Origin of the sequence: Roseovarius marisflavi, from assembly GCF_900142625.1 — a bacterium.
In the GTDB taxonomy this organism is placed as follows: domain Bacteria; phylum Pseudomonadota; class Alphaproteobacteria; order Rhodobacterales; family Rhodobacteraceae; genus Roseovarius; species Roseovarius marisflavi.
In genome coordinates, this window is sequence record NZ_FRBN01000003.1 from 189,418 (window position 1) to 211,429 (window position 22,012).

General features: G+C 59.7%; 25 protein-coding genes. 12 read left to right on the plus strand and 13 right to left on the minus strand.

The annotated features are described in order from the left end of the window. Positions 1 to 36: 36 nt before the first annotated feature. Genes BUB78_RS04745 through BUB78_RS04755 form a run of 3 tightly spaced genes read right to left on the minus strand, consistent with a single transcriptional unit; the run spans position 37 to position 2,762 of the window. The gene (locus BUB78_RS04745; RefSeq protein ID WP_073195761.1) at positions 37 to 1,260 is read right to left on the minus strand and encodes an ABC transporter substrate-binding protein; all 1,224 of its coding nucleotides are present in this window, start codon (positions 1,258 to 1,260) and stop codon (positions 37 to 39) included. A gap of 32 nt (positions 1,261 to 1,292) precedes the next feature. Next, positions 1,293 to 1,994 carry an ABC transporter ATP-binding protein gene (locus BUB78_RS04750; protein WP_073195552.1) on the minus strand — a complete coding sequence of 234 codons (702 nt, stop codon included), beginning with the start codon at positions 1,992 to 1,994 and terminating at the stop codon, positions 1,293 to 1,295. After that, entirely contained in the window at positions 1,995 to 2,762 is a 768-nt protein-coding gene (locus BUB78_RS04755; protein ID WP_073195554.1) for an ABC transporter ATP-binding protein, read from the minus strand. 141 nt (positions 2,763 to 2,903) lie between these two features. On the opposite strand from BUB78_RS04755, the gene BUB78_RS04760 reads away from it, so the two are divergent. Next, positions 2,904 to 3,815 carry a LysR substrate-binding domain-containing protein gene (locus tag BUB78_RS04760; RefSeq protein ID WP_073195555.1) on the plus strand — a complete coding sequence of 304 codons (912 nt, stop codon included), beginning with the start codon at positions 2,904 to 2,906 and terminating at the stop codon, positions 3,813 to 3,815. Between the two features lie 204 nt (positions 3,816 to 4,019). Here BUB78_RS04760 and BUB78_RS04765 read toward each other — a convergent pair whose 3' ends face one another. Further along, a complete protein-coding gene (locus tag BUB78_RS04765) occupies positions 4,020 to 4,361 on the minus strand; it encodes a RidA family protein (protein ID WP_073195557.1) in 342 nt (113 codons plus the stop codon). Between the two features lie 108 nt (positions 4,362 to 4,469). Next, complete coding sequence (locus tag BUB78_RS04770; RefSeq protein WP_245813356.1) at positions 4,470 to 5,402, minus strand: LysR family transcriptional regulator; 933 nt, start codon at positions 5,400 to 5,402, stop codon at positions 4,470 to 4,472. A 116-nt stretch (positions 5,403 to 5,518) separates the two neighbouring features. Here BUB78_RS04770 and BUB78_RS04775 point away from each other — a divergent pair, with 116 nt between their 5' ends. Then, positions 5,519 to 6,742 carry an aminopeptidase P family protein gene (locus BUB78_RS04775; protein WP_073195561.1) on the plus strand — a complete coding sequence of 408 codons (1,224 nt, stop codon included), beginning with the start codon at positions 5,519 to 5,521 and terminating at the stop codon, positions 6,740 to 6,742. 88 nt (positions 6,743 to 6,830) lie between these two features. Here the strand turns inward: BUB78_RS04775 and BUB78_RS04780 are convergent, their stop codons facing one another. The 4 genes from BUB78_RS04780 to BUB78_RS04795 all read right to left on the minus strand — a co-directional run bounded on the left by BUB78_RS04780 (position 6,831) and on the right by BUB78_RS04795 (position 9,897). Beyond that, complete coding sequence (locus BUB78_RS04780; protein ID WP_073195563.1) at positions 6,831 to 7,562, minus strand: amino acid ABC transporter ATP-binding protein; 732 nt, start codon at positions 7,560 to 7,562, stop codon at positions 6,831 to 6,833. After that, positions 7,559 to 8,215, minus strand: a complete 657-nt coding sequence (locus BUB78_RS04785) for an amino acid ABC transporter permease (RefSeq protein WP_073195565.1) — start codon at positions 8,213 to 8,215, stop codon at positions 7,559 to 7,561. Before BUB78_RS04785 ends, BUB78_RS04780 begins: the two co-directional genes overlap by 4 nt. Beyond that, on the minus strand, positions 8,215 to 8,937 hold the full coding sequence (locus BUB78_RS04790) for an amino acid ABC transporter permease (RefSeq protein WP_073195568.1): 723 nt from the start codon (positions 8,935 to 8,937) through the stop codon (positions 8,215 to 8,217). Before BUB78_RS04790 ends, BUB78_RS04785 begins: the two co-directional genes overlap by 1 nt. A gap of 72 nt (positions 8,938 to 9,009) precedes the next feature. After that, positions 9,010 to 9,897 carry an amino acid ABC transporter substrate-binding protein gene (locus tag BUB78_RS04795; RefSeq protein ID WP_073195763.1) on the minus strand — a complete coding sequence of 296 codons (888 nt, stop codon included), beginning with the start codon at positions 9,895 to 9,897 and terminating at the stop codon, positions 9,010 to 9,012. A 202-nt stretch (positions 9,898 to 10,099) separates the two neighbouring features. Here BUB78_RS04795 and BUB78_RS04800 point away from each other — a divergent pair, with 202 nt between their 5' ends. Then, complete coding sequence (locus tag BUB78_RS04800) at positions 10,100 to 11,020, plus strand: LysR family transcriptional regulator (RefSeq protein ID WP_073195570.1); 921 nt, start codon at positions 10,100 to 10,102, stop codon at positions 11,018 to 11,020. 150 nt (positions 11,021 to 11,170) lie between these two features. Here BUB78_RS04800 and BUB78_RS20240 read toward each other — a convergent pair whose 3' ends face one another. Continuing rightward, positions 11,171 to 11,461 (minus strand): alginate export family protein, encoded by a 291-nt coding sequence (locus BUB78_RS20240; protein WP_073195572.1) that lies wholly within the window; start codon positions 11,459 to 11,461, stop codon positions 11,171 to 11,173. On the opposite strand from BUB78_RS20240, the gene BUB78_RS20625 reads away from it, so the two are divergent. The 5 genes from BUB78_RS20625 (at position 11,411) to BUB78_RS04825 (ending at position 15,455) form a co-directional block, all read left to right on the plus strand. Continuing rightward, complete coding sequence (locus tag BUB78_RS20625) at positions 11,411 to 11,647, plus strand: hypothetical protein (protein WP_084732765.1); 237 nt, start codon at positions 11,411 to 11,413, stop codon at positions 11,645 to 11,647. The genes BUB78_RS20240 and BUB78_RS20625 overlap by 51 nt on opposite strands. 285 nt (positions 11,648 to 11,932) lie before the next feature. After that, positions 11,933 to 12,523 (plus strand): DUF4956 domain-containing protein, encoded by a 591-nt coding sequence (locus tag BUB78_RS04810; RefSeq protein ID WP_220083984.1) that lies wholly within the window; start codon positions 11,933 to 11,935, stop codon positions 12,521 to 12,523. Continuing rightward, a complete protein-coding gene (locus BUB78_RS04815; protein WP_073195574.1) occupies positions 12,523 to 13,338 on the plus strand; it encodes a polyphosphate polymerase domain-containing protein in 816 nt (271 codons plus the stop codon). The genes BUB78_RS04810 and BUB78_RS04815 overlap by 1 nt, the downstream gene beginning before the upstream one ends. Positions 13,339 to 13,492: 154 nt before the next feature. Beyond that, on the plus strand, positions 13,493 to 14,809 hold the full coding sequence (locus tag BUB78_RS04820) for a sensor histidine kinase (protein WP_170865022.1): 1,317 nt from the start codon (positions 13,493 to 13,495) through the stop codon (positions 14,807 to 14,809). A 4-nt stretch (positions 14,810 to 14,813) separates the two neighbouring features. Beyond that, positions 14,814 to 15,455 (plus strand): response regulator, encoded by a 642-nt coding sequence (locus BUB78_RS04825; RefSeq protein ID WP_073195578.1) that lies wholly within the window; start codon positions 14,814 to 14,816, stop codon positions 15,453 to 15,455. Between the two features lie 60 nt (positions 15,456 to 15,515). Here the strand turns inward: BUB78_RS04825 and BUB78_RS04830 are convergent, their stop codons facing one another. Then, positions 15,516 to 16,031, minus strand: a complete 516-nt coding sequence (locus BUB78_RS04830; protein WP_220083985.1) for a hypothetical protein — start codon at positions 16,029 to 16,031, stop codon at positions 15,516 to 15,518. A 362-nt stretch (positions 16,032 to 16,393) separates the two neighbouring features. Between BUB78_RS04830 and ppk2 the strand changes: the two genes are divergently transcribed. The 4 genes from ppk2 (at position 16,394) to BUB78_RS04850 (ending at position 20,332) form a co-directional block, all read left to right on the plus strand. Then, positions 16,394 to 17,311 carry a polyphosphate kinase 2 gene (gene ppk2 / locus BUB78_RS04835; protein ID WP_084732767.1) on the plus strand — a complete coding sequence of 306 codons (918 nt, stop codon included), beginning with the start codon at positions 16,394 to 16,396 and terminating at the stop codon, positions 17,309 to 17,311. A gap of 73 nt (positions 17,312 to 17,384) precedes the next feature. After that, positions 17,385 to 18,029, plus strand: a complete 645-nt coding sequence (locus tag BUB78_RS04840; protein ID WP_073195580.1) for a DUF1007 family protein — start codon at positions 17,385 to 17,387, stop codon at positions 18,027 to 18,029. Beyond that, positions 18,011 to 18,925, plus strand: a complete 915-nt coding sequence (locus BUB78_RS04845) for a nickel/cobalt transporter (protein ID WP_073195582.1) — start codon at positions 18,011 to 18,013, stop codon at positions 18,923 to 18,925. Before BUB78_RS04840 ends, BUB78_RS04845 begins: the two co-directional genes overlap by 19 nt. Before the next feature lie 42 nt (positions 18,926 to 18,967). Further along, the gene (locus BUB78_RS04850; RefSeq protein WP_073195584.1) at positions 18,968 to 20,332 is read left to right on the plus strand and encodes an MATE family efflux transporter; all 1,365 of its coding nucleotides are present in this window, start codon (positions 18,968 to 18,970) and stop codon (positions 20,330 to 20,332) included. 26 nt (positions 20,333 to 20,358) lie between these two features. On the opposite strand, the gene BUB78_RS04855 is transcribed toward BUB78_RS04850, so the two are convergent. Both BUB78_RS04855 and BUB78_RS04860 read right to left on the minus strand, forming a co-directional pair. Further along, the gene (locus tag BUB78_RS04855; RefSeq protein ID WP_073195586.1) at positions 20,359 to 20,763 is read right to left on the minus strand and encodes a hypothetical protein; all 405 of its coding nucleotides are present in this window, start codon (positions 20,761 to 20,763) and stop codon (positions 20,359 to 20,361) included. Between the two features lie 9 nt (positions 20,764 to 20,772). Beyond that, on the minus strand, positions 20,773 to 21,975 hold the full coding sequence (locus BUB78_RS04860; RefSeq protein WP_073195588.1) for a pyridoxal phosphate-dependent aminotransferase: 1,203 nt from the start codon (positions 21,973 to 21,975) through the stop codon (positions 20,773 to 20,775). Between the last annotated feature and the right edge of the window lie 37 nt (positions 21,976 to 22,012).

The following is a 22,012-nucleotide window of genomic DNA, read 5'->3' on the forward strand; positions in this document are numbered from 1 at the left end:
GGGCGCAAGCACATCGCCTGCGCCCCCTGCCCGAGGTCAGTCGATTGTGCTGAGGAAGGCCGAATAGGCCGCCGCATCCGAGGGCAGGTCCTGAACAAAGACCCAATTGCCGCTCTGCCACTGGAACGCGCCGTTCGAGGTATAGGCCTGACCGTTGGGATCAAACATTTTGCCATCCACGGGCAGGTATTGCATCACGACCTCATCCGGCACCGCAAGTTCGCGCAGCGCGCTTGCCACGGCGGCGGTGTCATCCACCGTGCCAGCCGCCTCGATCGCGTCTTTCAGCGCATAGGTCTGGTCGTAGGCATAGGGCGAGCTGGGCGAGGGCGCGATGCCGTAGTCCGCCGAGTAATTGGCGTGATAGGCGATGCCGTTCTCCGAGGCCGACAACAGCGTCAGTTCGGTGGGGCGCAGATCCCAGACGCCTTCCATCTGCTCAGAGGTGGCGACGCGCAGGAATTGCTCTTCGCTGCCCGAGGTGAAGCCGTAGCGCGGCACGTCGATGCCAAGCTCTACCGCCTGACGATAGATGAATGCGGCGGGCTCCACATAGCCGACCACAAGGATCGCATCCGGCTCTTGTGCGCGGATTTTGGTCAGCTGCGGAGACATATCGCGGTCTTTCAGGCCGAAAGATTCGCGCGTGACGATTTCACCGCCGGCCTTGTTCAGTTCCTTCTCGAAGGCATCGACGTAGCTTGCGTAAAAGCCCACGTCGAGCGCGCCCAGAACGGCAACCCTCTTGTGGCCCTTTTCGGCGACGAAGGTGCCCGCTGCGGCGCCGGTGTAATCGGCCGGCGGACGGGTGCGGGTCAGGTTGGGAATTTCGCGGGTGGTGATCGAGCGCTCGGCAGCGTTGCCCACAAGCATGACCGCATCCTCATTCTCGATGAACGAGGCCACGGCGCCGGTCGCCCCCGAGCAGCAGAACCCGAGGATGTATTTCACACCGTCGCGGTCAATCAGCTTGCGCACGGCGTTTGACGCCTCGGTCGGGTTGGCCTTGTCGTCATAGGCGATCACGTTGAGCATATAATTGTCATCGCCAACCTTGATGCCGCCGCCCGCGTTGATCTCTTTCGCGGCCATCTTGACGGCGTTCGCCTGTGGCAGGCCATAGACGGCGGCGCCCCCGGTGAGGGCGTCACTGACGCCGATATCCAGTGTTTTTTCTGCGGCAAAGGCGGCGGTCCCCGCCAGTGTAAAGGCCGCGGTCCCCGCCAGTGCGAATGCAGCGGTAAGTGCTGTCAGTTTCATTTTCATCTCCTCCCTGAGATTTCCGTTGTAATTCAGTGACCCAAATATGCCTTTGCGACACTTGGATGGGATTGCAGTTCTTCTCCGGTCCCGCTCAGAACGATTTCACCGGCCTCGAAAAGATAGGCGCGATCCGCCAGCCGCAGGGCCATTGCCGAGTTCTGCTCGACCAGCAGGATGGTTTTGCCCATTTCCTTGATCCGCTTGATGGTTTCGCCCACTTCGGCGACGATCTTGGGGGCAAGGCCAAGCGAGGGCTCATCGAAAATGCACAGCTTGGGCCGCGCCATGAGCGCGCGCGCGATGGCCAGCATTTCCTGCTCGCCCCCTGACAGGGTGCCGGCCGCCTGTGACGCGCGATCGCGCAGGATGGGAAACATATCCATCATCTCTTCGATATCGCTGGCCTGTTCGGCGTCCCGGCGGGTATAGGCGCCCATCTTGAGGTTTTGCAGCGTCGTCATCTGCGGAAAGACCTGACGACCCTCGGGGCACATGGTGATGCCCGCCTTGACGATGGAATGGCCGCTTTGGTTGGTGATGTCGCGCCCCTCAAGCATGATCGTGCCCATTGCCGCAGGCACCAGCCCGCAGATTGCCTTGAGCGTCGAGGATTTGCCCGCGCCATTGGCCCCGATCAGGGCCACGCATTCGCCTTGCCTGACCTCAAGGCTGATGCCGTGAATGATCTCGATTGATCCATAGCTGACGTGCAGGTCGGTGATGTTCAGCATCTATGCGGCCTCGCCCAGATAGGCGTCGATCACGGCGCGGTCGTTGCGAATGTCCTGCGGGGTGCCTTCGGCGATCTTCGAGCCGAAGTTGAGCACGCAAATGCGGTCGCTGACCTCCATGATCAAGGCCATGTGATGTTCGATCACCAAAACCGAGACCCCCATGTCGCGGATGGATTTGATCAGGTCTGTGAGGGTCTTGCGCTCGTGCGACACAAGCCCGGCGGCAGGCTCATCCAGCAAGATCACCTTTGGGTCGGCGGCAAGCGCCGTTGCGATCATCAGGAAGCGTTGTTGTGCCGAGCTGATGGTGCCGACACGGGCCCCGGCGATCTGGGCAAGCCCGGTGATATCGAGGATATGCGCCACCCGCCTGGCCAGGACCTCGTCCTCGCCCCGGTGCCGCCCGATGCCGAAGACCGACGAGATCGGGTGCGAGGTTCGGGTGACATTGCCGCCAAGCATGATCTGGTCACGCACAGTGAATTCGGGAAAGGTGCTGGCGGTCTGAAATGTGCGGGTCATGCCGCATGCAACGCGCTCATACTCCGGCAGGGTTTCGATCCGCTGCCCCCCAAGCGTGATCGCGCCCGAGGTCACCGGCAAGACGCCGGCCAGGCAGTTCACGGTGGTGGATTTGCCAGAGCCGTTCGGCCCGATCAGCCCGAGGATCTCGGCGTCGCGCACCTCGAAGGACAGATCGCTGATGGCGTGCACGCCGCCAAACGATTTGCAAAGCTGCTCCACTTTCAGAACTGGCGTCGTCATGAAACCTCCCTCCGCATATCCGGGTGCGGTCAGGGGATGCTAACGGGCCGGGCGAGTCGCGGAAAATTCAAAGATTTGGCCATTGAATCTAATTTTTCGATGGTTAAGCTGTGGCGATAGCGTCGCAAGCAGAGGTTTGGCATGGCCACATGGATCAGGAATATCAAATCTATTCAGGTATTTAATGCCGTTTCCGAAATCAGGAACGTAACGCGGGCGGCGCAGTTTCTGAACACCAGCCAAAGCTCGGTCAGCTATCACATCAAAAAATTGGAAACCGATCTGGGCTATTCCCTGTTTCGGCGCACCAAGCAGGGTCTTGAACTGACGCAGGAAGGCACCGTGCTTGCGGGCCATGTGGAACAGGGGTTGAGCACGATCCAGACCGGGCTTGAACGGGTGGCCAATCAGGCGGGGTCGGTCCGGGTCGCCTTGTTGCCGATGTTCTCCAGCCGCTGGCTGTCGTCGCGCCTTGGGCGGCTGATGGAAGAGCATCCCGATATCCAACTCTCTATTCACAATCACAACAACAGTTTTGCGCATATGCCCAACCCGGCCAGTTTTGCCGATCTCGGCATTCAATGGGGCAGGGGGAACTGGGCGGCCTTCGAGGTGCAACGCCTCTGGCCCGAAGACCTCGCGGTGGTGTGCAGCCCGGAGTATCTTGAAAAGAACCCGATCCGGGAACCGGCGGATTTGCGTCACTGTACCCTGCTGCATGTGGATGACCGGCGGATGTGGCAGGAGTGGCTGAGCATGAACAAAGTGCCCGCACCCGTCCCGCAATCCCAGATGATGCTTGAGGATCGCCACTTTCAGCTAAGCTCCACCATCAACGGGCTAGGGGTGTCGCTTTTTGCCTCCTGGCTGGTGCGCGAAGAGCTGGAAAGTGGCGTTTTGGTAAACCCCTTCGGGCGCAATTTTGGGACCTCTTTTGCCTACCATCTGATCCTTCCCAAGGGAAATGCAGCCTCGCGGCCTGTCCGCCAATTTCGCGACTGGATGCTTCAAGTGCGCGGAGATGAGGAAAAACCGCAGTCGGAAAATTCCTAGATCGCACACCCCGTGGCAGGCCCGGTGCCGATATGATGGGACGGATCAACGGTGTGGGCTTGGATCGGGCAGGGGCAATGCGGACAGAGGTGTTCCTGGCCCGAACAGGGTATGCCGCCCCTGTCCAGGCCAAAAAAACCGACAACATCTCTGCCCCAGGGCAGACGCCACAGCTGAGTGGCATTCAAAGGTCAGGGTCGCGGTTTAATCATAGGCCGCGTCCACAATGATCTCGACCTTGAGTTCGGGGCGCGCAAGCTTGGCCTCACCGCAGGCTCTTGCGGGGGCATGGCCTTCTGGCACCCAGGCATTCCAGACTTCATTAAGCCCGGCAAAGTCGCTCATGTCGGCAAGCCAGATCGTTGCGCGCAACATCTTTTCACGCGAGGACCCGGCCTTTATGAGCAGGGCATCAAGACGCCTGAGGCATTCCTCGGTCTGTGCCTGGATGGTCTCGCCTTCGCCGACTTGCCCGGTGATATAGGCCACGCCCTGGTATTTCACAATTTTCGAGGATCGGGCCCCGGTTTCAATACGTTCGATCATGTCACGTCCCTTTCTCTGGCAATGTCACAGCCTCTTCTATGCCGCCGGTGGGGGGATACATCAATGCCCGTCCCGGGCCGCGTCAAATCGGCTGTGGTCTGGTCAGGGTCAGTCTGCATTTGCTGCGCCGGGCAGGGCCTGACCGCGTTCTGCCATCGCCCAATCGCGAAACACCTGTGCCTGTTGCCCAACCTTCTGGCGCGCAGAGGTGATGGACAGCAAATAATAGTCAAAGCCGTCGGTTGTCATCCGGTCCGATACCTGAACCAGACGGCCTGAGGTCAAATCGCTCTCTACCATGGCCGATGGGCAGAGCGCGACGCCTTGACCAGACAGCGCGGCCGCCCGCAGCAGATTGAAGTCCTCAAAGGTCGCCCCGCCAAAGCCAGCGGCATCAGTGGTATCGCGCCTTTGCATCCAGTTCTTCCACCCCGAAGCATCGCCATCATGCAGCAATCCCAGGCGCAGGATGTCTTCGTCTGTTTCAGGTGGGCCGCCACGACTCTCAAGCAAGGCCGGGCTGCAGACTGGCACGCTTTGTCCGGCAAGGAAAAACTCGCTTTTGACAGTCGTGAGTGTCGGCTTGCCCTGTGAAAAGACAAAGGCCAGATGGACATCCTGAAAATTGATCTTCTGACCATGCAAGGCGTAAAGGATACGGGTCTCGATGTCGGGGTGGGCGGCTCTGAACCGGCTCAGCCGCGGGATAAGCCAGCACATGGCAACCGACGGAATGGCCGCAATAACAAGGGTCTGTCCGCTGTTGTGGGTGCGGGTCCGCTGACAGGCGGCCTCGATCTCGGTGAAAGACAGGGACAGACTGTGCGCCAGCTCCAGGGCGTGCGGCAAAAGCCGAGTCCGGTTGCCCTCGCGCTCGAAAAGCGGCTGACCAAGCCAGTCCTCGACATTGCGGATCTGATGGCTGACGGCGGATTGGGTCACGCAAAGCGCCTCGGCCGCCGCCCGGAACGACCCGAGCCGGGCCACCGCTTCGAAGGTCCGAAGCGCGTTCAGCGGAGGGGTGCCCATACCTGGCCTCATGGCATTAGAAAAATTCATGCTATAGTGAAATATGGTCCTTTGACAAGACCCGTACAGAGGGTGATTTTGCGCGCAAGGGAGCCAATTGTGGCTTCAGATTTTTTCAGGAGGATTCGATGGAACGCGAACGGTTGCAAAACTATGTGGGCAATGGCGAAAAAGCGGCCCCAACCTTTTCGCAAGCGGAGATGGATCGCCGCCTGGGCGCAATTCGTGGCCATATGGCAGAGGCCAAAATTGATGCGGCCCTGTTCAGCAGCTATCATTGCATCAACTATTATTCTGACTTTCTGTATTGCTATTTCGGCCGCCGTTACGGGCTTTTGGTGGATCACGAGATTTCAACCTCGATCAGCGCGGGCATTGATGGCGGTCAGCCGTGGCGCCGCACGTCGGGCGGCAAGAACGTGACCTACACCGATTGGCAGAAGGACAACTATTTTCATGCTATCCGCACGCTGACCGGCGGCGTCAAGCGGCTGGGGATCGAATTTGACCACATCAGCATCGACACGCTGAACCTGTTGAAATCGGAATTCCCGAATATGGAATTTGTCGATATTGCCGCGGCCTCGATGCGGTTGCGCATGATCAAATCGGCCGAGGAAATCGCCCATATCACCAAGATGACCCGGATTGCCGATATCGGTGGCGCGGCCTGCGTCGAGGCGATCGGTGTGGGGGTTCCCGAGCATGAGGTGGCGCTGCATTCAACGGCCACGATGGTGCGCGAGATTGCCAGGGTCTGGCCGGATGGCGAGTTGCTGGACACCTGGACATGGTTCCAGTCGGGCATCAACACCGATGGGGCGCATAACCCGGTGACCAGCCGCAAGATTGAAAAGGGCGATATCCTGTCTCTCAACTGTTTCCCGATGGTTGCCGGCTATTACGTCGCGCTTGAGCGGACGCTGTTCTCGGAAGAGGCCAGCGACGAGCATATCCGCCTGTGGAACATCAACTGTGCGGTGCATGATCGCGGCAAAGAGTTGCTGGTTCCCGGCGCCAGGTGCAGCGACATCGCAAAAGAACTTAACGAGATGTATGCCGCAGAGAACCTTCTGCAATATCGCAGTTTTGGCTATGGTCACTCCTTCGGGGTGCTGTGCCACTACTATGGCCGCGAGGCCGGGCTGGAGCTGCGCGAAGATTGCGACACGGTGCTGGAGCCGGGCATGGTCGTTTCAATGGAACCGATGATCACCGTCCCGAACCACCTTCCGGGGGCGGGCGGGTATCGCGAGCATGACATACTTGTCATCACCGACGACAATAACACGGGCAACACCAATATCACCGGGTTTGCCTATGGTCCCGAGCATCTGATCGTCAAATCCTGACGCCCGCAAGCAGATCAGCCTGACAGGCGAAGATCGCGGGCAATCCAGCCGTGTGAAGACACACCACGGATTGCCCGCGCGCGATTGCTCAGTGGTTGAGGATTTTCGAGAGGAACTCTTGCGCCCGTTCGCTGCGCGGCGAGCCAAAGAAATCCTGCGAGGTGGCATCTTCGACGATCTCGCCGTGGTCCATGAACACCACCCGGTCGGCGACCTTGCGCGCAAAGCCCATTTCATGGGTCACGACCATCATCGTCATGCCGTCTTTTGCCAGCCCGACCATCACATCAAGCACCTCGTTGATCATCTCGGGATCAAGCGCCGAAGTCGGCTCGTCAAACAGCATCGCCATCGGCTCCATCGCGAGGCCACGGGCAATCGCCACCCGCTGTTGCTGGCCCCCGGAAAGTTGCGAGGGGTATTTATGGGCCTGTTCGGCAAGCCCGACCCGATCCAGCAGGGCAAGCGCCTTGGTCTCGGCCTCGGCGGGGCTGCGGCCCAGAACCTTGGTCTGACCAAGCTTGATGTTGTCGGTCACATTCATGTGCGGAAACAGCTCGAAGTTCTGGAACACCATCCCGATTTTCGAGCGCATCCTGTCAAGGTTGGTCGATTTTGCGGTGATGCTTGTGCCCGCCACGGTGATCTCGCCGCTGTTGATCGGCTCCAGCCCGTTCACCGTCTTGATCAGCGTGCTCTTGCCGGACCCGGACGGCCCGCAGACCACGATCACCTCGCCCTTGGCGACGCTCAGGCTACAGTCCTTGAGAACCTGAAAGTTCTTTCCGTACCACTTGTTGACGGATTTCATCTCAATCATGTTGCGAGCCTTTTTTGCAGGAAGCGGACGCCCATGGAGGCGGTGAAACAGAAGGCGAAGTAGACCACCGCGACGAACAGGAACATCTCGACCAGTTTCTGATCGCGGTTGGCGACGATTTCGGCGCTGACAAGAAAGTCGCGCAGGCCGACGACGTAGACAAGCGAGGTGTCCTGAAACAGGATGATCGCCTGCGTCAGCAGGATCGGCGTCATCGCGCGAAACGCCTGCGGCAGCACGATATAGCGCATGCTTTGCCCATAGGTCAGGCCAATGGCGCGCGCCGCGGCCATCTGACCGGGGCGCACCGAATTGATGCCGGCGCGGATGATTTCAGAGTAATAGGCGGCCTCGAACATGATGAAGGCCACCAGCACGGAGGAAAACGCCCCGACCGGGCGCCCGAGGATCAGCGGCACCAGAAAGAACAGCCAGAAGATCACGAGGATAAGCGGAAGCGAGCGGAAAAAGTTGACATAGGCGGCCGCGATCTGGGCCAGAACCGGCACTTTGGCGATGCGCAGCAAGGCCAGGAAGGTGCCCAGAACGATGCCGCCGACAATCGCAAGCCCGGTCAGCAGGAAGGTCATTTTCATGCCTTCCCACAAGAGCGATGAATTGGCGGGAATGACAGAGAAGTCGAGATCGAACATCACGCGGCCCCTTTCGAGAATGTACCCGGCAGGGCGGTGCGCCGATCCACCTGACGCATCACCGCCATCACGGTGAAGGTCACCAGCGAATAGACGATGGTGGCGGCGGTAAAGGCCTCGAAGCCCTGAAAGGTGTATTCCTCGATCTGGCGGGTCATCGCGGTCAGTTCGACCACACCGATGGTCAGCGCCAGAGAGGATTGCTTGAAGATCGTCAGGAATTCGCTGGTCAGCGGCGGGATGATGATGCGGTAGGCATTGGGCAGCAGGATATAGCGATAGACCTGCACTTCGCTCATGCCGATGGCGCGCCCGGCCTGACGCTGGCCGGGGCCGACGGCCTCGATGCCGGAACGGACCTGTTCGCAGACCCGCGAGGCGGTATAAAGCCCGATGGCCACAACGGCGGTGGTCAGCGCCGGAAACGGCATGTCGCGCTTGACCCAACGCGACCAGTCATCCGGCAACAGTTCGGGGAAGACGAAATACCACAGGAAAAGCTGCACCAGCAGCGGGATATTGCGGAAAATCTCGACATAGGTGGTGGCAAAGGCGCGCAGGACCGGGCTGCTTGCGGTGCGAAACACCCCGAGGGCCGAGCCAAGCGAAAAGGCGATGATCCAGGCCAGAAGAGAGATCGCAAGCGTCCAGCCAAGCCCCTGGATGATCCAGCCAAGATAGGGGTCGCGGAACAGAATGCCCCAGTCCCAATTATAATTCATGCGATCCCCCGGTCTTTATTGTGGATGGGGCGGCCTGTGATCCGCCCCATCTTGTTGCGTGTTGACGCGCGCTTATTCGGGCAGGGCCTGAATTTCAAAGGCGGTGCGCAGGGTATCGGAGAGCGGCATGTTGATCTTGGTCGGGCCCGGTTCGAACCATTTGGCATAGATTTCTGCCATCTCGCCCGAGCGCATAAGCCCGGCCATGGTCACGCGACCCAGACGTTCAAAGGTTGAATCGTTGCGCTGAACCATAAGCGCATAGGGATCAAACGAAAGATAGCGGCCGGTGACATGATAGGCCGACGGATCGGACGCCTTCGAGATCAGACCATAAAGCAGCACGTCATCCGAGCCATAGGCATCAATCCGGTCGGTTTCGAGCGCCAGCCAGCCCTGGCTGTGGTCCTTGACCGGGACGATCTTGATATCAAGACCTTTGGACTCGATCGCGGCCTTGATCGCCTTTTCGTTGGTCGTGCCTGCGGCCAGACCGATGATCTTGCCTTCCATGTCTTCCAGTTCGGTGATGCCCGAGCTGACTTTGGAGGCAATCTTGGTGCCGGTGATGAAGGTGGTGGGCAGATATTCGACCTGCAACTGGCGGGTCAAATTGTTGGTGGTCGATCCGCATTCCATGTCAATCGTTCCATTGGCGATCAGCGGGATGCGGGTCTGGCCGGTGACCGGAACATAGCGCACCTCAAGCTTGTCACCGCCAAGTTGCTCTTCGATCGCCTCGACGATCTTGAGGCAGAGGTCGATGGAATAGCCGACCGCCTCGTTGTTCTCGCCGATATAGGAAAACGGGATCGAGGTTTCGCGGTGGCCGATGCTGACCACGCCGCGTTCCTGAATGCGCTGAAGGGTCGGGCTGTCGCCGGCATCCGCAAAGGCCGGTGCGGCAAAGCCGACGGCGGTGACCGCCGCAGCGGCAAGCATCTTTAGTCGAAGGTTCATGGTTGGTATCTCCCTTTTTTGATTTTTCACCATTAAGACCGAAGGCGCCGGATTAAGCAAATACTGTCAGCGCGGCGCGAGAATTTCGGCCCGTAGCCCGGTTGGATTCGTGTGCCTGTGCCCGAAATTAATGCAAGACTCTCACTTTAAAAGCGCTAATATCGCAATCTAATATGCGAATACTGCATGCAAACGAGATGTCATGGATAAAAACGCGATTCTCGACCTTCTTGCCCTGATCCGCACCGGAAGCATCTCGCTTGCGGCGCAGACCCGAAACGCGTCGCAGTCGGGGTATTCGCGGCGGCTTCAGGCGCTCGAGCATCTTCTGGGCGCCGAGCTTGTGGATCGCACGCGCCGACCTTCGGGGCCAACGGCGTTTCTCAAGTCGCAGAAGCTTGAGCTTGAGACCGGGCTTGTGGCGATGAACCGCCTTGCCGATGCCTTTGCGGTACAGCCGTTCGAGCCGCTCAGACTTGCCGCGCTGCATTCCATTTCCGCCAATATCCTGCCGCGCGCGCTTGCGGCGCTGGATGATGTGATGGCGATGCATGACATTCGTTTGCGCTCGGCCAATCTTGAATCCTGTTTCCAGATGTTGATGACGGAAGAGGTTGTTGCCGCCCTGTTTTATGAAACCGAAGCGCGACGCCTCGACCCTCCGCGTGATCTGGTGCAGCGCACCACCGTCGGGCGCGACGGTTTTATCCCTGTCTGCGCGCCCGGATATATTGCGGCTCTCAAGGAGAAGATTGCCCGCGACGATCCGCTGCCGCTGATCACCTATCCGTCAGAGGTCTTCATGGGCGATCTGACGCGATCGGCGCTTTTGCCGGCGCTTCCGTTCCGGGTGTCGATGAAACTGGTGTCCGGTCTGACCCAGACGATCCAGCAAAGCATCAGGTGCGGTCTTGGCGTTGGCTGGCTTCCGATGACCGCGACCACCGACGATCTGCGCGCCGGGAATTTGGTGCAGATCACCGATCTTGGGTTTCCCAGGGCCGAGCTTGACCTGACGATCCTGCGCCTGCGCACCAAAAGCCTGGCCGAATTCAAGCCGACCATCGACGCGATCTGTCTGGAGATTTCGGAGATCCTGCGGCTTTGCAATTCGGCGTCCTGATGGTCGCTCTGTGAAAGCCAGCGGCGCGGCTCATCCGCCTGAGAACAGGCCCACCGCAGGAAGGATGGCGAGAGGGGGCGGATCGGGTGCTGTCTGGTTGCGAGGATCAGAAATCAATGCACGCCCCGAATGTCAGAATGATCAGATTGCTCAGCTCCGGGTCAAAACCTCGCCGTAGTATTTCAGGCTTGTCTTGCTGCCAAAGCGGCCCGAATTGCCCTGAATGTCGGTTTGGCGAAATGCGGTATCGATGCCCGCGCCATTGTCGCCAGAGCCAAATGCGATGCCAGCGGTGAGGCGCGGGTTTAACCGGGCCTGTTTGAAGGTTTTGGTAAGCCCCGGATCAAAGCCATAGCGGCGCACGGCGCGGTTCTTTTCGGGGCCGCTCACATGGGCAAATTCGGCCCGGTAATCAATGTCGTTGTCGGTGCTGCCGATCACCGACCCGCCCAGCCGTTCGGTGGCCAGGTTGAATTCAAGATAAGAGCGAAAGGTTTTGCCGCGTTTATAGAGCAGGCCAAGATCCGCCTGAAGCTCGACTTCGTCCTCACCCTCATCCTCATCGTCGGCGCGGTTCAGGTTTTCCGATCACTGCGCCGAAAGCTCGGCCGAGGCGCCATAGGATAGCTTATCGGTAATGTCGCCGGGCACAGCCTCTGTGGGGGCAAGCGCGCGGGTGAAAGCCTGCCTTTCAAAGAGATTTCATTCATCGGTCCAAGGTCTGGCGATGAGAGATATTGTGCGGCCCGAGGCCGAGCGATCTGAAAAAATTCACGTTGATAAGACAATGGGCCGAAACCTGACCAGACCTTTGTCCGATGCTCTGCGTCCAGTTTCCAATTATTCAATCAGCAATCGCCGGGCAGACGGTCGGTAGAGCAACAAAACAAAACGCCTTGGAAAGGTCCGCAAATGTTTGATTTCAACGATCCGATTTTGGAAACCGCCGCCAGGTTTGTGATCAACACGCTGGCGATGATCATTCTGGTCTTTGGCATGTACTATCGCCGTTACCGCGACAAGGAACTTGCCGCTGCGGCCTCGATGTTCAACGTGTTCGCCTTTTCGGTGCTGACCATCCTTTCGACCGTGCAATTCAGCCTTGCCGCCGGATTTGGCCTGTTTGCCATTCTCGCCCTGTTCAGCCTGCGCTCAGAGCAGATCGGCAAGATCGAGATTTCGTATTTCTTTGGCAGCATTGCCATTGCGGTGATCTGTTCGGTCACCGGCACAAGTCTGGTGTTTGTCATGCTGATCAGCCTGTTCGTTCTGCTCAGTGCATGGGTCATTGACCACCCCAAGATGCTTCAGTCATCGCATTCGGCGCGCATCACTCTGGATAGCATCGAGGCGCATATCCTGTCGGACCCCGAAACCCTGACCCGGGAGTTGTCCAAACGCCTCGGGGTCAATGTTCTTAACTTTCAGATAACCGAGTTGAACTATGTCAACGATCTGGCCCGGCTCAATATTTTCTACAACGTCGAAAGGGAGAAGAAATAATGTCTGATATCTCCGATCTGACCTGGTTTTCATCCGAATTTGAGGCCTGTGATCTGGCCTCGCTCAATGACGGCGCGGCGATGCTGACCCGGATTGACAACAAGTACATCGTGCAGGCCGTTGACCTTGGGGCTCTGGTCGCCTCGCTCGCAGAAGGCTTTGATGTGCTTGAAATCGGTGACCGGCGCGCCTTTAACTATGCCACCCGGTATTTCGATGATGACGCGCGCAACGCCTATTACGAGCATCACCAGGGCAAGCGCAAAGGCTTTAAGGTGCGCTCACGCCGGTATCTGGACGCCGGGCTTTGCTATGTCGAACTCAAGATGAAAGAAAAGCGCGGCACCACGATCAAGCACCGGCTGGAATATGACTATGACGGGTTTGAGGCGCTTAATGCAGAGGCGCTGCAATTTGTCAAAAACGGCTATCGGACCCATTATGGCAAAAACTTTACCTATAAGGTGCGCCCGGTTCTGGATATCCGGTATCAACGCCTGACACTGGTTTCAAAGGACCGGGGCGAGCGTCTGACCATTGATACTGATCTGACGTTCTCGAACGGCACAAGCCAGCTTTATGCGCCGCGCGGGATTTTCATCATCGAAACCAAATCCCGAAACGGGCGCGGTCATGCCGATCGTTGCCTGCGCGCGCAGCACCACTATCCGATCAAGCGTTGTTCCAAATACTGTATCGGAATGGCAGCACTCTCTGAGGTGACGCGGTTCAACCACTTCATGCCAACCATACGTAAGCTGAAAATCTGGGACGCGCCGGTGATGGCGGTCACGTCCGAACAGATGGTGGCTTGAAGGGGCGGGCTATCGCTCAGACTTTCGTCTATTCAACCTCTGGGGCTAAGGTGTATCCTGAGATCGAAAATTGAAAGTGCGAATGCCTGTGTTTGATCTGCTTTGGTCCCGACTGTCTCTACCGAGAAAGTTCTTGCTCGCGGGGGGCGTCGTCATGCTTGTGGCGATGCTTTTCGTTGGCAATTGGGTGTCCAAGCGGATCGAGGATGCGGTGGTGCAGAATTGGGCCTCGACCGTCGCACTTTATATGGACAGCTTTATTTCACCGGTCAGCCAGGAATTGGTTGAGGAAGAGGAACTGTCTGAAATTGCCCAACGCGCGTTGTCCGAAATCTTCGGCGGTACCGCCGTCGGGGCCCGCGTTGTCTCGGTCAAAATCTGGAAAAAGGGCGGCCTCGTTGCTTATGCGTCGGATGAAGGCCTGATTGGCCAGGTTTTTGAACCGTCTGAAGAGCTGATCAGGGCCTGGTCGGGCGAGATATCGGCGGCTTTTGGTGATCTCGACGATGCAGAAAGTCGGCGTGAGGCCGCGCTCGGGTTTCCGTTGCTTGAGGTTTACAGCCCGATCACCGAACCATGGACCGGCAACATCATCGGGGTCGCTGAGTTTTATGAGCGCGCCGATGGCCTGAAGCAGGCCTTGCGACATGCCCTATTGTCCAGTTGGCTGGTGGTCGGCCTGTCGTTCTTTGTTAGCGGAGCTTTGCTTTACGGCATCGTTCGGGCCGGTGGCAGCACCATCGAGCATCAAAAAGAACTGCTGGTGGCCCAGCTTGACCAAAGTCAGAAAATGGCCGCCCAGAACGCAAACCTGAAACAGCGCGTGGTCGAAGCCTCGGGCCGCGCCACGGCGCAGGCCGACCGCGCCCTACGCCAATTGGGATCAGAATTGCATGACGGTGCGGCGCAATATGTGGCTCTGGCGGCCTTGCGGCTGGATTCGGTTTTGCCCAAATCCAGGCGCGGCACCAAGGACGCCGAAGATATCAGGCACGCCCTGAACACAGCCCTGAACGAGATGCGATCCTTGTCACGCGGGCTCGCGGTGCCGGACCTCGACAATCTCGATATCCATTCGATCATTGCCCGCGCAATCGACGACCACAACCGGCACAACGATCAGAATGTCGCCCTGCCGGTCGGGACCGGCCCGCTGCCAAACCTTGGATACACCTCAAAACTCTGCGTTTTCCGGTTTGTGCAGGAATGTCTGGCAAACACCCAGAAACACGCCGCAAACGCGATCGTCGAAGTCAGCAGTCACGTCACAGCCGATCACCTGATCGTCGCCGTGGCGGATAACGGCCCCGGCTTTGACCCTGAAACCGCACTGGTTTTGCGCGAGGATGGCGGTCAGGGGCTAATGGGGTTGATAGACCGCGCCGAAAGTATCGGTGGGGCGATTGATATTCGCAGCACTCTTAATCTGGGCGCGACGCTCATCCTCTCGCTGCCACTGCAAAAAGGATAAGGACATGGTTATCACGGTTGTACTGGCGGACGATCATCCGATCTTTCGCGACGGGCTTGTCCGAAGCCTTGAGGAAACCGGCGAATTCAAGGTTTTGGCGGCCGGTGAAAGCGCGCCGGAGGCGGTGGAGCTTGTCAAACAGCATGCCCCCGATCTGGTGGTGCTTGATGTGTCCATGCCCGGAAGTGGCCTTACGGCGGTGCAACAGATTTCCGCGATGCACAACCCGCCCAAGATTTCGATGCTGACGGTGTCTGAAAATGACTCGGATGTGTCATCCGCCTTGCAGGCCGGTGCCCTGGGCTATGTCCTGAAGGGGGTTTCGGCCGACGACCTGCGCGCTGCGCTTCGCAGCATTGCCATGGGAAATGCGCATATCTCTCCCACTTTGGCGGGGCGGGTATTGACCCTTTTGACGCAAAAGACATCCAAGGCCCCCGCCGATCCGATTGACGATCTGACTAAACGCGAAGAGGATATCCTGCGCCTTGTCGCCAAAGGCCAGAGCAACAAGGAAGTGGCTGATGCGCTTAAGTTGCAAGAGAAAACCGTCAAGCATTACATGACCTCGATCATGGAAAAGCTGCACGCCCGCAACCGGGTCGAAGCAGCCCTTATCGCGACCGATAAATGGGGCCGCGACTAACCTGAACCGCGCCATGATCCGGTTTTCCGGAGGGCTGAGCGAGTGTTGCTGGGGTTTGATCTACCTGTCCTGGCGGCGATTTAACCTGTCAATATCCTCGGGTTTCGCCGGACGTTCGATCACTTTTCTGTCGCGTGAATCGCGGATAATGAACTGGCCGGAAAAGATACCCTCCACCCAGCCATTTTTGTGAAGGATGCTAAGACCTTCCTCCGCCAAGTCTTTTAAGCTGTGCTGCGAGCGCCCGCCCCCGGAATACCCCGAACCGGTGTCGCGACCGCCACGACCGCCGCCGCTCTTTCCATTGTGGCCACCGCCGCCGTCACCACTGCCGCTATTCTCGCTGCCAGAGCCGCTGTTTCCACCGTCACTGTCACCGCCGCCGTCACCATCACCGCCGTCACCATCACCATCACCGCCACCGTCGCCACCACCGTCACCGCCTCCGCCATCGCCGCCTTTGGCATAGGCCAGCGAGGGCGCAAACAGCCCTCCGCTGTCGCGCTCACCAAGCACCACAAGCAAGGCCACACAAAATGTGAGCCTCGCCAGAAAGCTGATCGTTCTTTGCGTCACCTGACCCGATTCCACGTCGTCGCCCTATCGATTTGAAAGGCAAGGGAATATCAATTCCCTCTTTGTATCATATGGCTCGTCTTCGCCAAAATATGCAGACGAAAGTCTGAGAAATCGGAATCGCCGGGCAGTTTCCTAGCGGGGTTTGATTCGGGCAGCTCCTTCTCTTCGGTATGATTTCTGGTCCCCGCGTCCCAAATCGGGGTGAGCCTGCTCCCTCTTGATCTCTCAGCCCGACGGTTGTTTCGTTCAATGGCCTCCAGACAAGGCAGGCGCAGGGACGCCGCCTGCTTGATGCTGATCAAAGACCGGAGGCCGTCTTGCTATTATGATTATGCGAGCAATCTTAAAGGAGACGCGGAATGAGTGTGAAACCCGTTGCCGATGCGGCGCTGTCTGAAGTCGAAACACCCGATCAACTTGATCAGGTGACCACGTTGCGCCAGTCCTTTGAGAATGGCGAATACCCGTACGATACCAAGATGGGGCGATCCGAATACGAGGCGATGAAAGCCAAGCTTCAGGCGGAACTGCTCAAGGTTCAGATCTGGGCGCAGGAAACCGGGCAGAAGTTTGTCCTGCTGTTCGAGGGGCGCGATGCGGCGGGCAAGGGCGGCACCATCAAGCGCTTTACCGAGCACCTCAATCCGCGCGCGGCGCGGGTGGTGGCCCTGAACAAACCCACCGATACCGAACGTGGCCAGTGGTTTTTCCAGCGTTATATCGAACATCTGCCGACCTCGGGCGAGATCGTGCTTTATGACCGCTCGTGGTACAATCGCGCGGGTGTTGAGCGCGTCATGGGGTTTTGCGAGCCGCATGAATACCTCGAATTCATGCGCCAGACCCCCGAACTTGAACGCATGTTGGTGCGCTCTGGCATCCGGCTTTACAAATATTGGTTCTCGGTCACCCAAGACGAGCAGAAGCGCCGCTTTGACAGCCGTGCCACCGATCCGCTCAAGCAGTGGAAGCTAAGCCCGATTGACAAGCAAAGCCTTGGCAAATGGCAGGATTATACCGACGCAAAAGAAGCAATGTTCTTTTACACCGACACCGCCGATGCGCCCTGGACTGTGGTCAAATCCAACGACAAGAAACGCGCGCGGCTGAACTGCATGCTGCATTTCCTCAACTCGCTGGATTATCCGGGCAAAGACCTTGAGATCGCCCATGCCCCCGATCCGCAGATCATCTCGACCGCGCAGCACGTGTTGCACGGGGCCGATCAGATTCTTGGTAAGACCTCGCATCCGGCGGCGGATCGCAAGGCGCGCTGATCTTCGCCGATGCCCTCTGCCTGCGCGCGTCACCGGCTTGCGGCGCGCAGGCGGCGCGGCTAATGCTAACGCCATGAAAACACTTATGCCTTATGCCCTTGCGGCCTCGCTTTGCCTGCCTGTGACGCAACCGGGGGCGCATCCGCATATCTTTGTCGATGTGGCGCTGCGCTTTACGGCGGACGGCGAGGGCCGTCTGGCAGAGGTCGAGGTCACCTGGAGCTATGACGATTTCTTTTCCCTGCTGATCCTGAGCGATATGGGCCTTGATCCGGATGGCGATAGCGTTCTGAGCGCGGCAGAGCTTGCAACGCTCAAGGGCTTTGATCTTGTGGAATGGCCCGAGGGGTTTGAGGGCGATCTTTTCATGTATCAGGGCGAGACCAAGATCGCGCTGGATCATCCGGTTCCAACCGGCGCCACGCTGCGCGATGGCCGGATCATTGCCACCCACACCCGAAGCTTTGGCCCACTCTCGGGCGAGCCCCTGCGCGTCGAGGCGTATGATCCGACCTATTACGTCGCCTATAGCCTTGCCGGGCCGATCACCCTGCCGGGGGGCTGTGCGCATAAGATCACCAAGCCCGATCTGGACGAAAGCCAGGAGAAATTCCGCCAGATGCTGTCAGGCATGACGGCCGAGGAGGAATTCGCCGGTGTGGATGTGGGCAACCTTTATTCCGACAGCCTGACCGTGACATGCACCGCCCCGTCCTGAGCCTTGCGGCGCTTGCGCTTTTGGGGCTGGTGATCTGGCTCTGGGGGCTTGGCGGAGCAGGCGAGATCAGCGCCTGGGCGCGCGCCGGACAGGTCGAGACCCAAAACGCCATGGCGCGGCTGTTGCGCAGCCTGCGCGCGGGCGAGCCGGGGGCGCTCGCGGGGCTATTGGGGCTGTGTTTCGCCTATGGCTTTTTTCATGCGGCGGGGCCGGGGCATGGCAAGATCCTGATTGGCGGCTACGGCGTCGCCGCACGTGTCAGCGCGCTGCGCCTTGGGGTGCTGGCGCTTGTCTCTAGCCTTGCCCAAGCGGGGGCGGCGGTGGGTCTGGTTTATGCCGGCGTGCTGGTCTTCGATTTGACCCGACAGCGTATGACCGGATTGGCCGAGGATATCATGGCCCCTGCGAGCTTTGGCGCGATCGGGCTTATCGGGCTCTGGCTGGCGATCCGGGGACTGCGCCGCTGGTGGCGCGCACGCGCGCAGAGCGCCCCCCAGACGAGTGGCAATCACGGGCACGATCACACTGCCTGCCAAAGTTGCGGGCATAAACACGGGCCAAGCCTTGCCGAGGCGGAGGCCGTCAGCGGCTGGCGTGACGCCGCCGCCTTGATTGGCGCGGTGGCCATCCGCCCTTGTACCGGGGCGCTGTTCCTGCTGGTGCTCACCTGGCGCATGGGGCTTGATATGGCGGGCATCCTTGGGGCCTTTGCCATGGGGCTTGGCACGGCGAGCGTGACGCTGGTCGTGGCCTTCGCCTCTGTGACCCTGCGCGAGGGCGCACTTGCGCGGCTGGCCACACAGGGCGGCATGGCGCGCGCACTTCCGCTTTTGGAGATCGCGGCGGGCGTGCTTATTGCGGCAGTCTCGATGCATCTGATGCTTGGCACGCTGTGACGAGACTTGCGCAAAAGGCGCGCCACGTCTAACGCCATGCCCATGCAACACCGCCTTACATATCGCCAGCACGCGCGCGCGACGCTATTGCTTGGCCTGCCCCTGATCGGCAGCCATGTGGCGCAGTTTGCCATCAACCTGAGCGACGCTGTCATGCTTGGCTGGTACTCGGTCGAGGCCCTGGCCGCCGAAGTGCTGGGCGGAACGCTGTTTTTCGTGCTCTTCATCATGGGCTCGGGCTTTGCCTGGGCGGTGATGCCGATGGTCGCCTCGGCTGAGGCCTCGGGCGAGGAGACACAGGTGCGCCGGGTCACGCGCATGGGGCTCTGGGCCTCGCTGTTTTATGGCATGCTGGCCTTGCCGGTGATGATCTGGTCCGAGGCGGTCTTTGCCCTTTTGGGGCAGGACCCGGACGTGGCGGAACTGGCCGGACAGTATCTTGAGATTGCCGGTTGGGGGATCGTGCCGGCGCTTTTGGTGATGGTGCTCAAATCCTATCTGGCGGCGCTGGAACGCACTGGCGTGGTGCTCTGGGTCACGCTGGCGGCGGTGGTGGTGAACGTGGGAATCAATTACCTGCTGATCTTCGGCAACCTCGGCTTTCCCGAACTGGGCGTGCGCGGTGCAGCGATCGCCTCTCTTCTGGTCAACACCGCCGCTCTGCTGGCGCTCGCCCTGTATGTCGCCGCAAGCGCGCCCGAGCACGCCATGTTCCAACGCTTCTGGCGTCCCGATTGGGAGGCGCTTGGCGCGGTGTTTCGCCTTGGCTGGCCGATTGGCCTTACCAGTCTGGCCGAGGTCGGGCTTTTCGCGGCGGCCTCGGTGATGATGGGCTGGCTCGGGACGCTGTCGCTGGCGGCGCATGGCATCGCGCTTCAGGTGACCTCGGTGGTGTTCATGGTGCATATCGGCCTGTCCAACGTGGCCACGGTGCGCGCGGGGCAAGCCTATGGGCGCGGTGACGGCGTGGCGTTGCGCGACAGCGCAAAGGTGGTGCTTGGCATGGCCGGGGCGGTGGCGGTGACGACGATGGTGATGTTCCTGGTGGTGCCTGACCTTTTGATCGGGGTGTTTCTTGACCCCGATGACCCCGACCGCGCGGCGGTGATGGCGGCCGGGCGACAGCTTTTGGCGGCGGCGGCACTGTTTCAGCTGGTCGATGCGGCGCAGGTTTCGGCGCTTGGCTTGTTGCGCGGGGTGCAGGACACGCGCGTGCCGATGGTGATTGCCGCGCTCAGCTATTGGGCGGTCGGCGTGCCGGTCAGCTATGTGCTGGGGTTCGTCTTTGGCTTTGGTGGCCCCGGTATCTGGCTGGGCCTCGCGGCGGGGCTGGCGCTGGCGGGGGTGTTCATGCTGGTGCGCTTCTGGGGCTGGTCGGCGCGCGGGGTGGGTGCGCGGAGCAGTTGAGTATTTGAGCCAAGAAGAAGTCGTGATCAGCCGTCTTTGAGCAGGCGATCGGCCTTTTTGCGCACCAGCACCGTGCGCAGATCATGCATCGCCAGCAGAAGGGAATCGGTGACCTCTTCGAGCTGATCCTCGGTGGCGCGCGATTGTGCCCAATGGGTGGTGGTGTTGAGATAATCCACCGCCCGCAGGATATCGTCGATATCGCGGTGTTCGATCAGCTTGAGGCGCTCGGCCATCCACTCGCTGATGGCGGCGACGTCTTCGTCCGTGAGGGCACGGTCGCCATGCGGTTTGATTTCCGATTTGCGGATGTTGATGACGGCGATCTGTTCCATGTCGATACGGCGCTGCCGGTTCTCGGTATCAACCCGGAACACGAAAGCGCCGTTTTCACGGACCCTGAAATAATAGTCTGGCAGATCGCCCGCCATGGATACCCCTTACCGTAGTTCTGCGCAGAAGATCTGAATGCGCGTGCAGGCCTCTTTGAGCGCCTCGTCAGAGGTAGCGTAGCTGACGCGAAAGTTCGGCGAAAGCCCAAAGGCGGCGCCAAAGACCACGGCGACGCCGGTTTCTTCCAGAAGGGCGGTGGCAAAGGCCTCGTCATTGTCGATCAGCGTGCCGGCCTTGCTGGTCTTGCCGATCAGCCCGGCGATGGAGGGGTAGACATAAAAGGCGCCATTCGGGGTGGGGCATTCGATGCCGTCGATCTCGCTCAGCATGCTGACCACAAGATCGCGGCGGCGTTTGAACATGGCGTTGTTGGCGGCGATGAAATCATGGCTGCCGTTCAGCGCCTCGACCGCCGCCCATTGGCTGATGGTGCAGGGGTTCGAGGTGCTTTGCGACTGGATCTTGCGCATCGCACCGATCAGGTCTTGCGGGCCCGCCGCATAGCCGATCCGCCAGCCGGTCATCGCATAGGCCTTGGAAACGCCATTGCAGGTGAGCGTGCGGTCATAAAGCGCCGGTTCGACCTGGGCCGGGGTGCAGAATTCAAACCCGTCATAAGAGAGGTGCTCATACATATCATCGGTCATCACCCAGACATGGGGATGGCGCATCAGAACGTCGGTCAGCGCCTTGAGTTCATCCCAGGTATAGCCGGCCCCGGTGGGGTTGCTGGGAGAGTTGAAGATGAACCACTTGGTTTTCGGCGTGATCGCCTCCTCAAGCGTCTCGGGGCTGAGCTTGAAGCCGCTTTCGATGCCTGCAGGCGCAATCACCGGCTCGCCGCCCGCAAGCAGCACCATATCGGGATAGCTGACCCAATAGGGGGCGGGGATCACCACCTCGTCGCCGGGGTTCAGCGTCGCCATCAGCGCGTTATAGAGAATCTGTTTGCCCCCCGTTCCGACGCTGACCTGCGCGGGCACATAATCGAGCCCGTTATCGCGCTTGAACTTGGCACAGATCGCCGCCTTAAGCTCGGGGATGCCATCGACGGCGGTGTATTTGGTCTTGCCCGCCTCGATCGCGCGGATGCCGGCCGCCTTGATGTGGTCGGGGGTGTCAAAATCCGGCTCGCCGGCGCCAAGGCCGATCACATCGCGCCCGGCGGCCTTCAATTCCTGCGCCTTGGTGGTCACGGCAATCGTCGGCGAAGGTTTGACGCGAGAAAGTGTCGCGGAAAGGATGGACATGGCGTTCTCCGGTTTGAATTCACTCGTAAGATGTCAT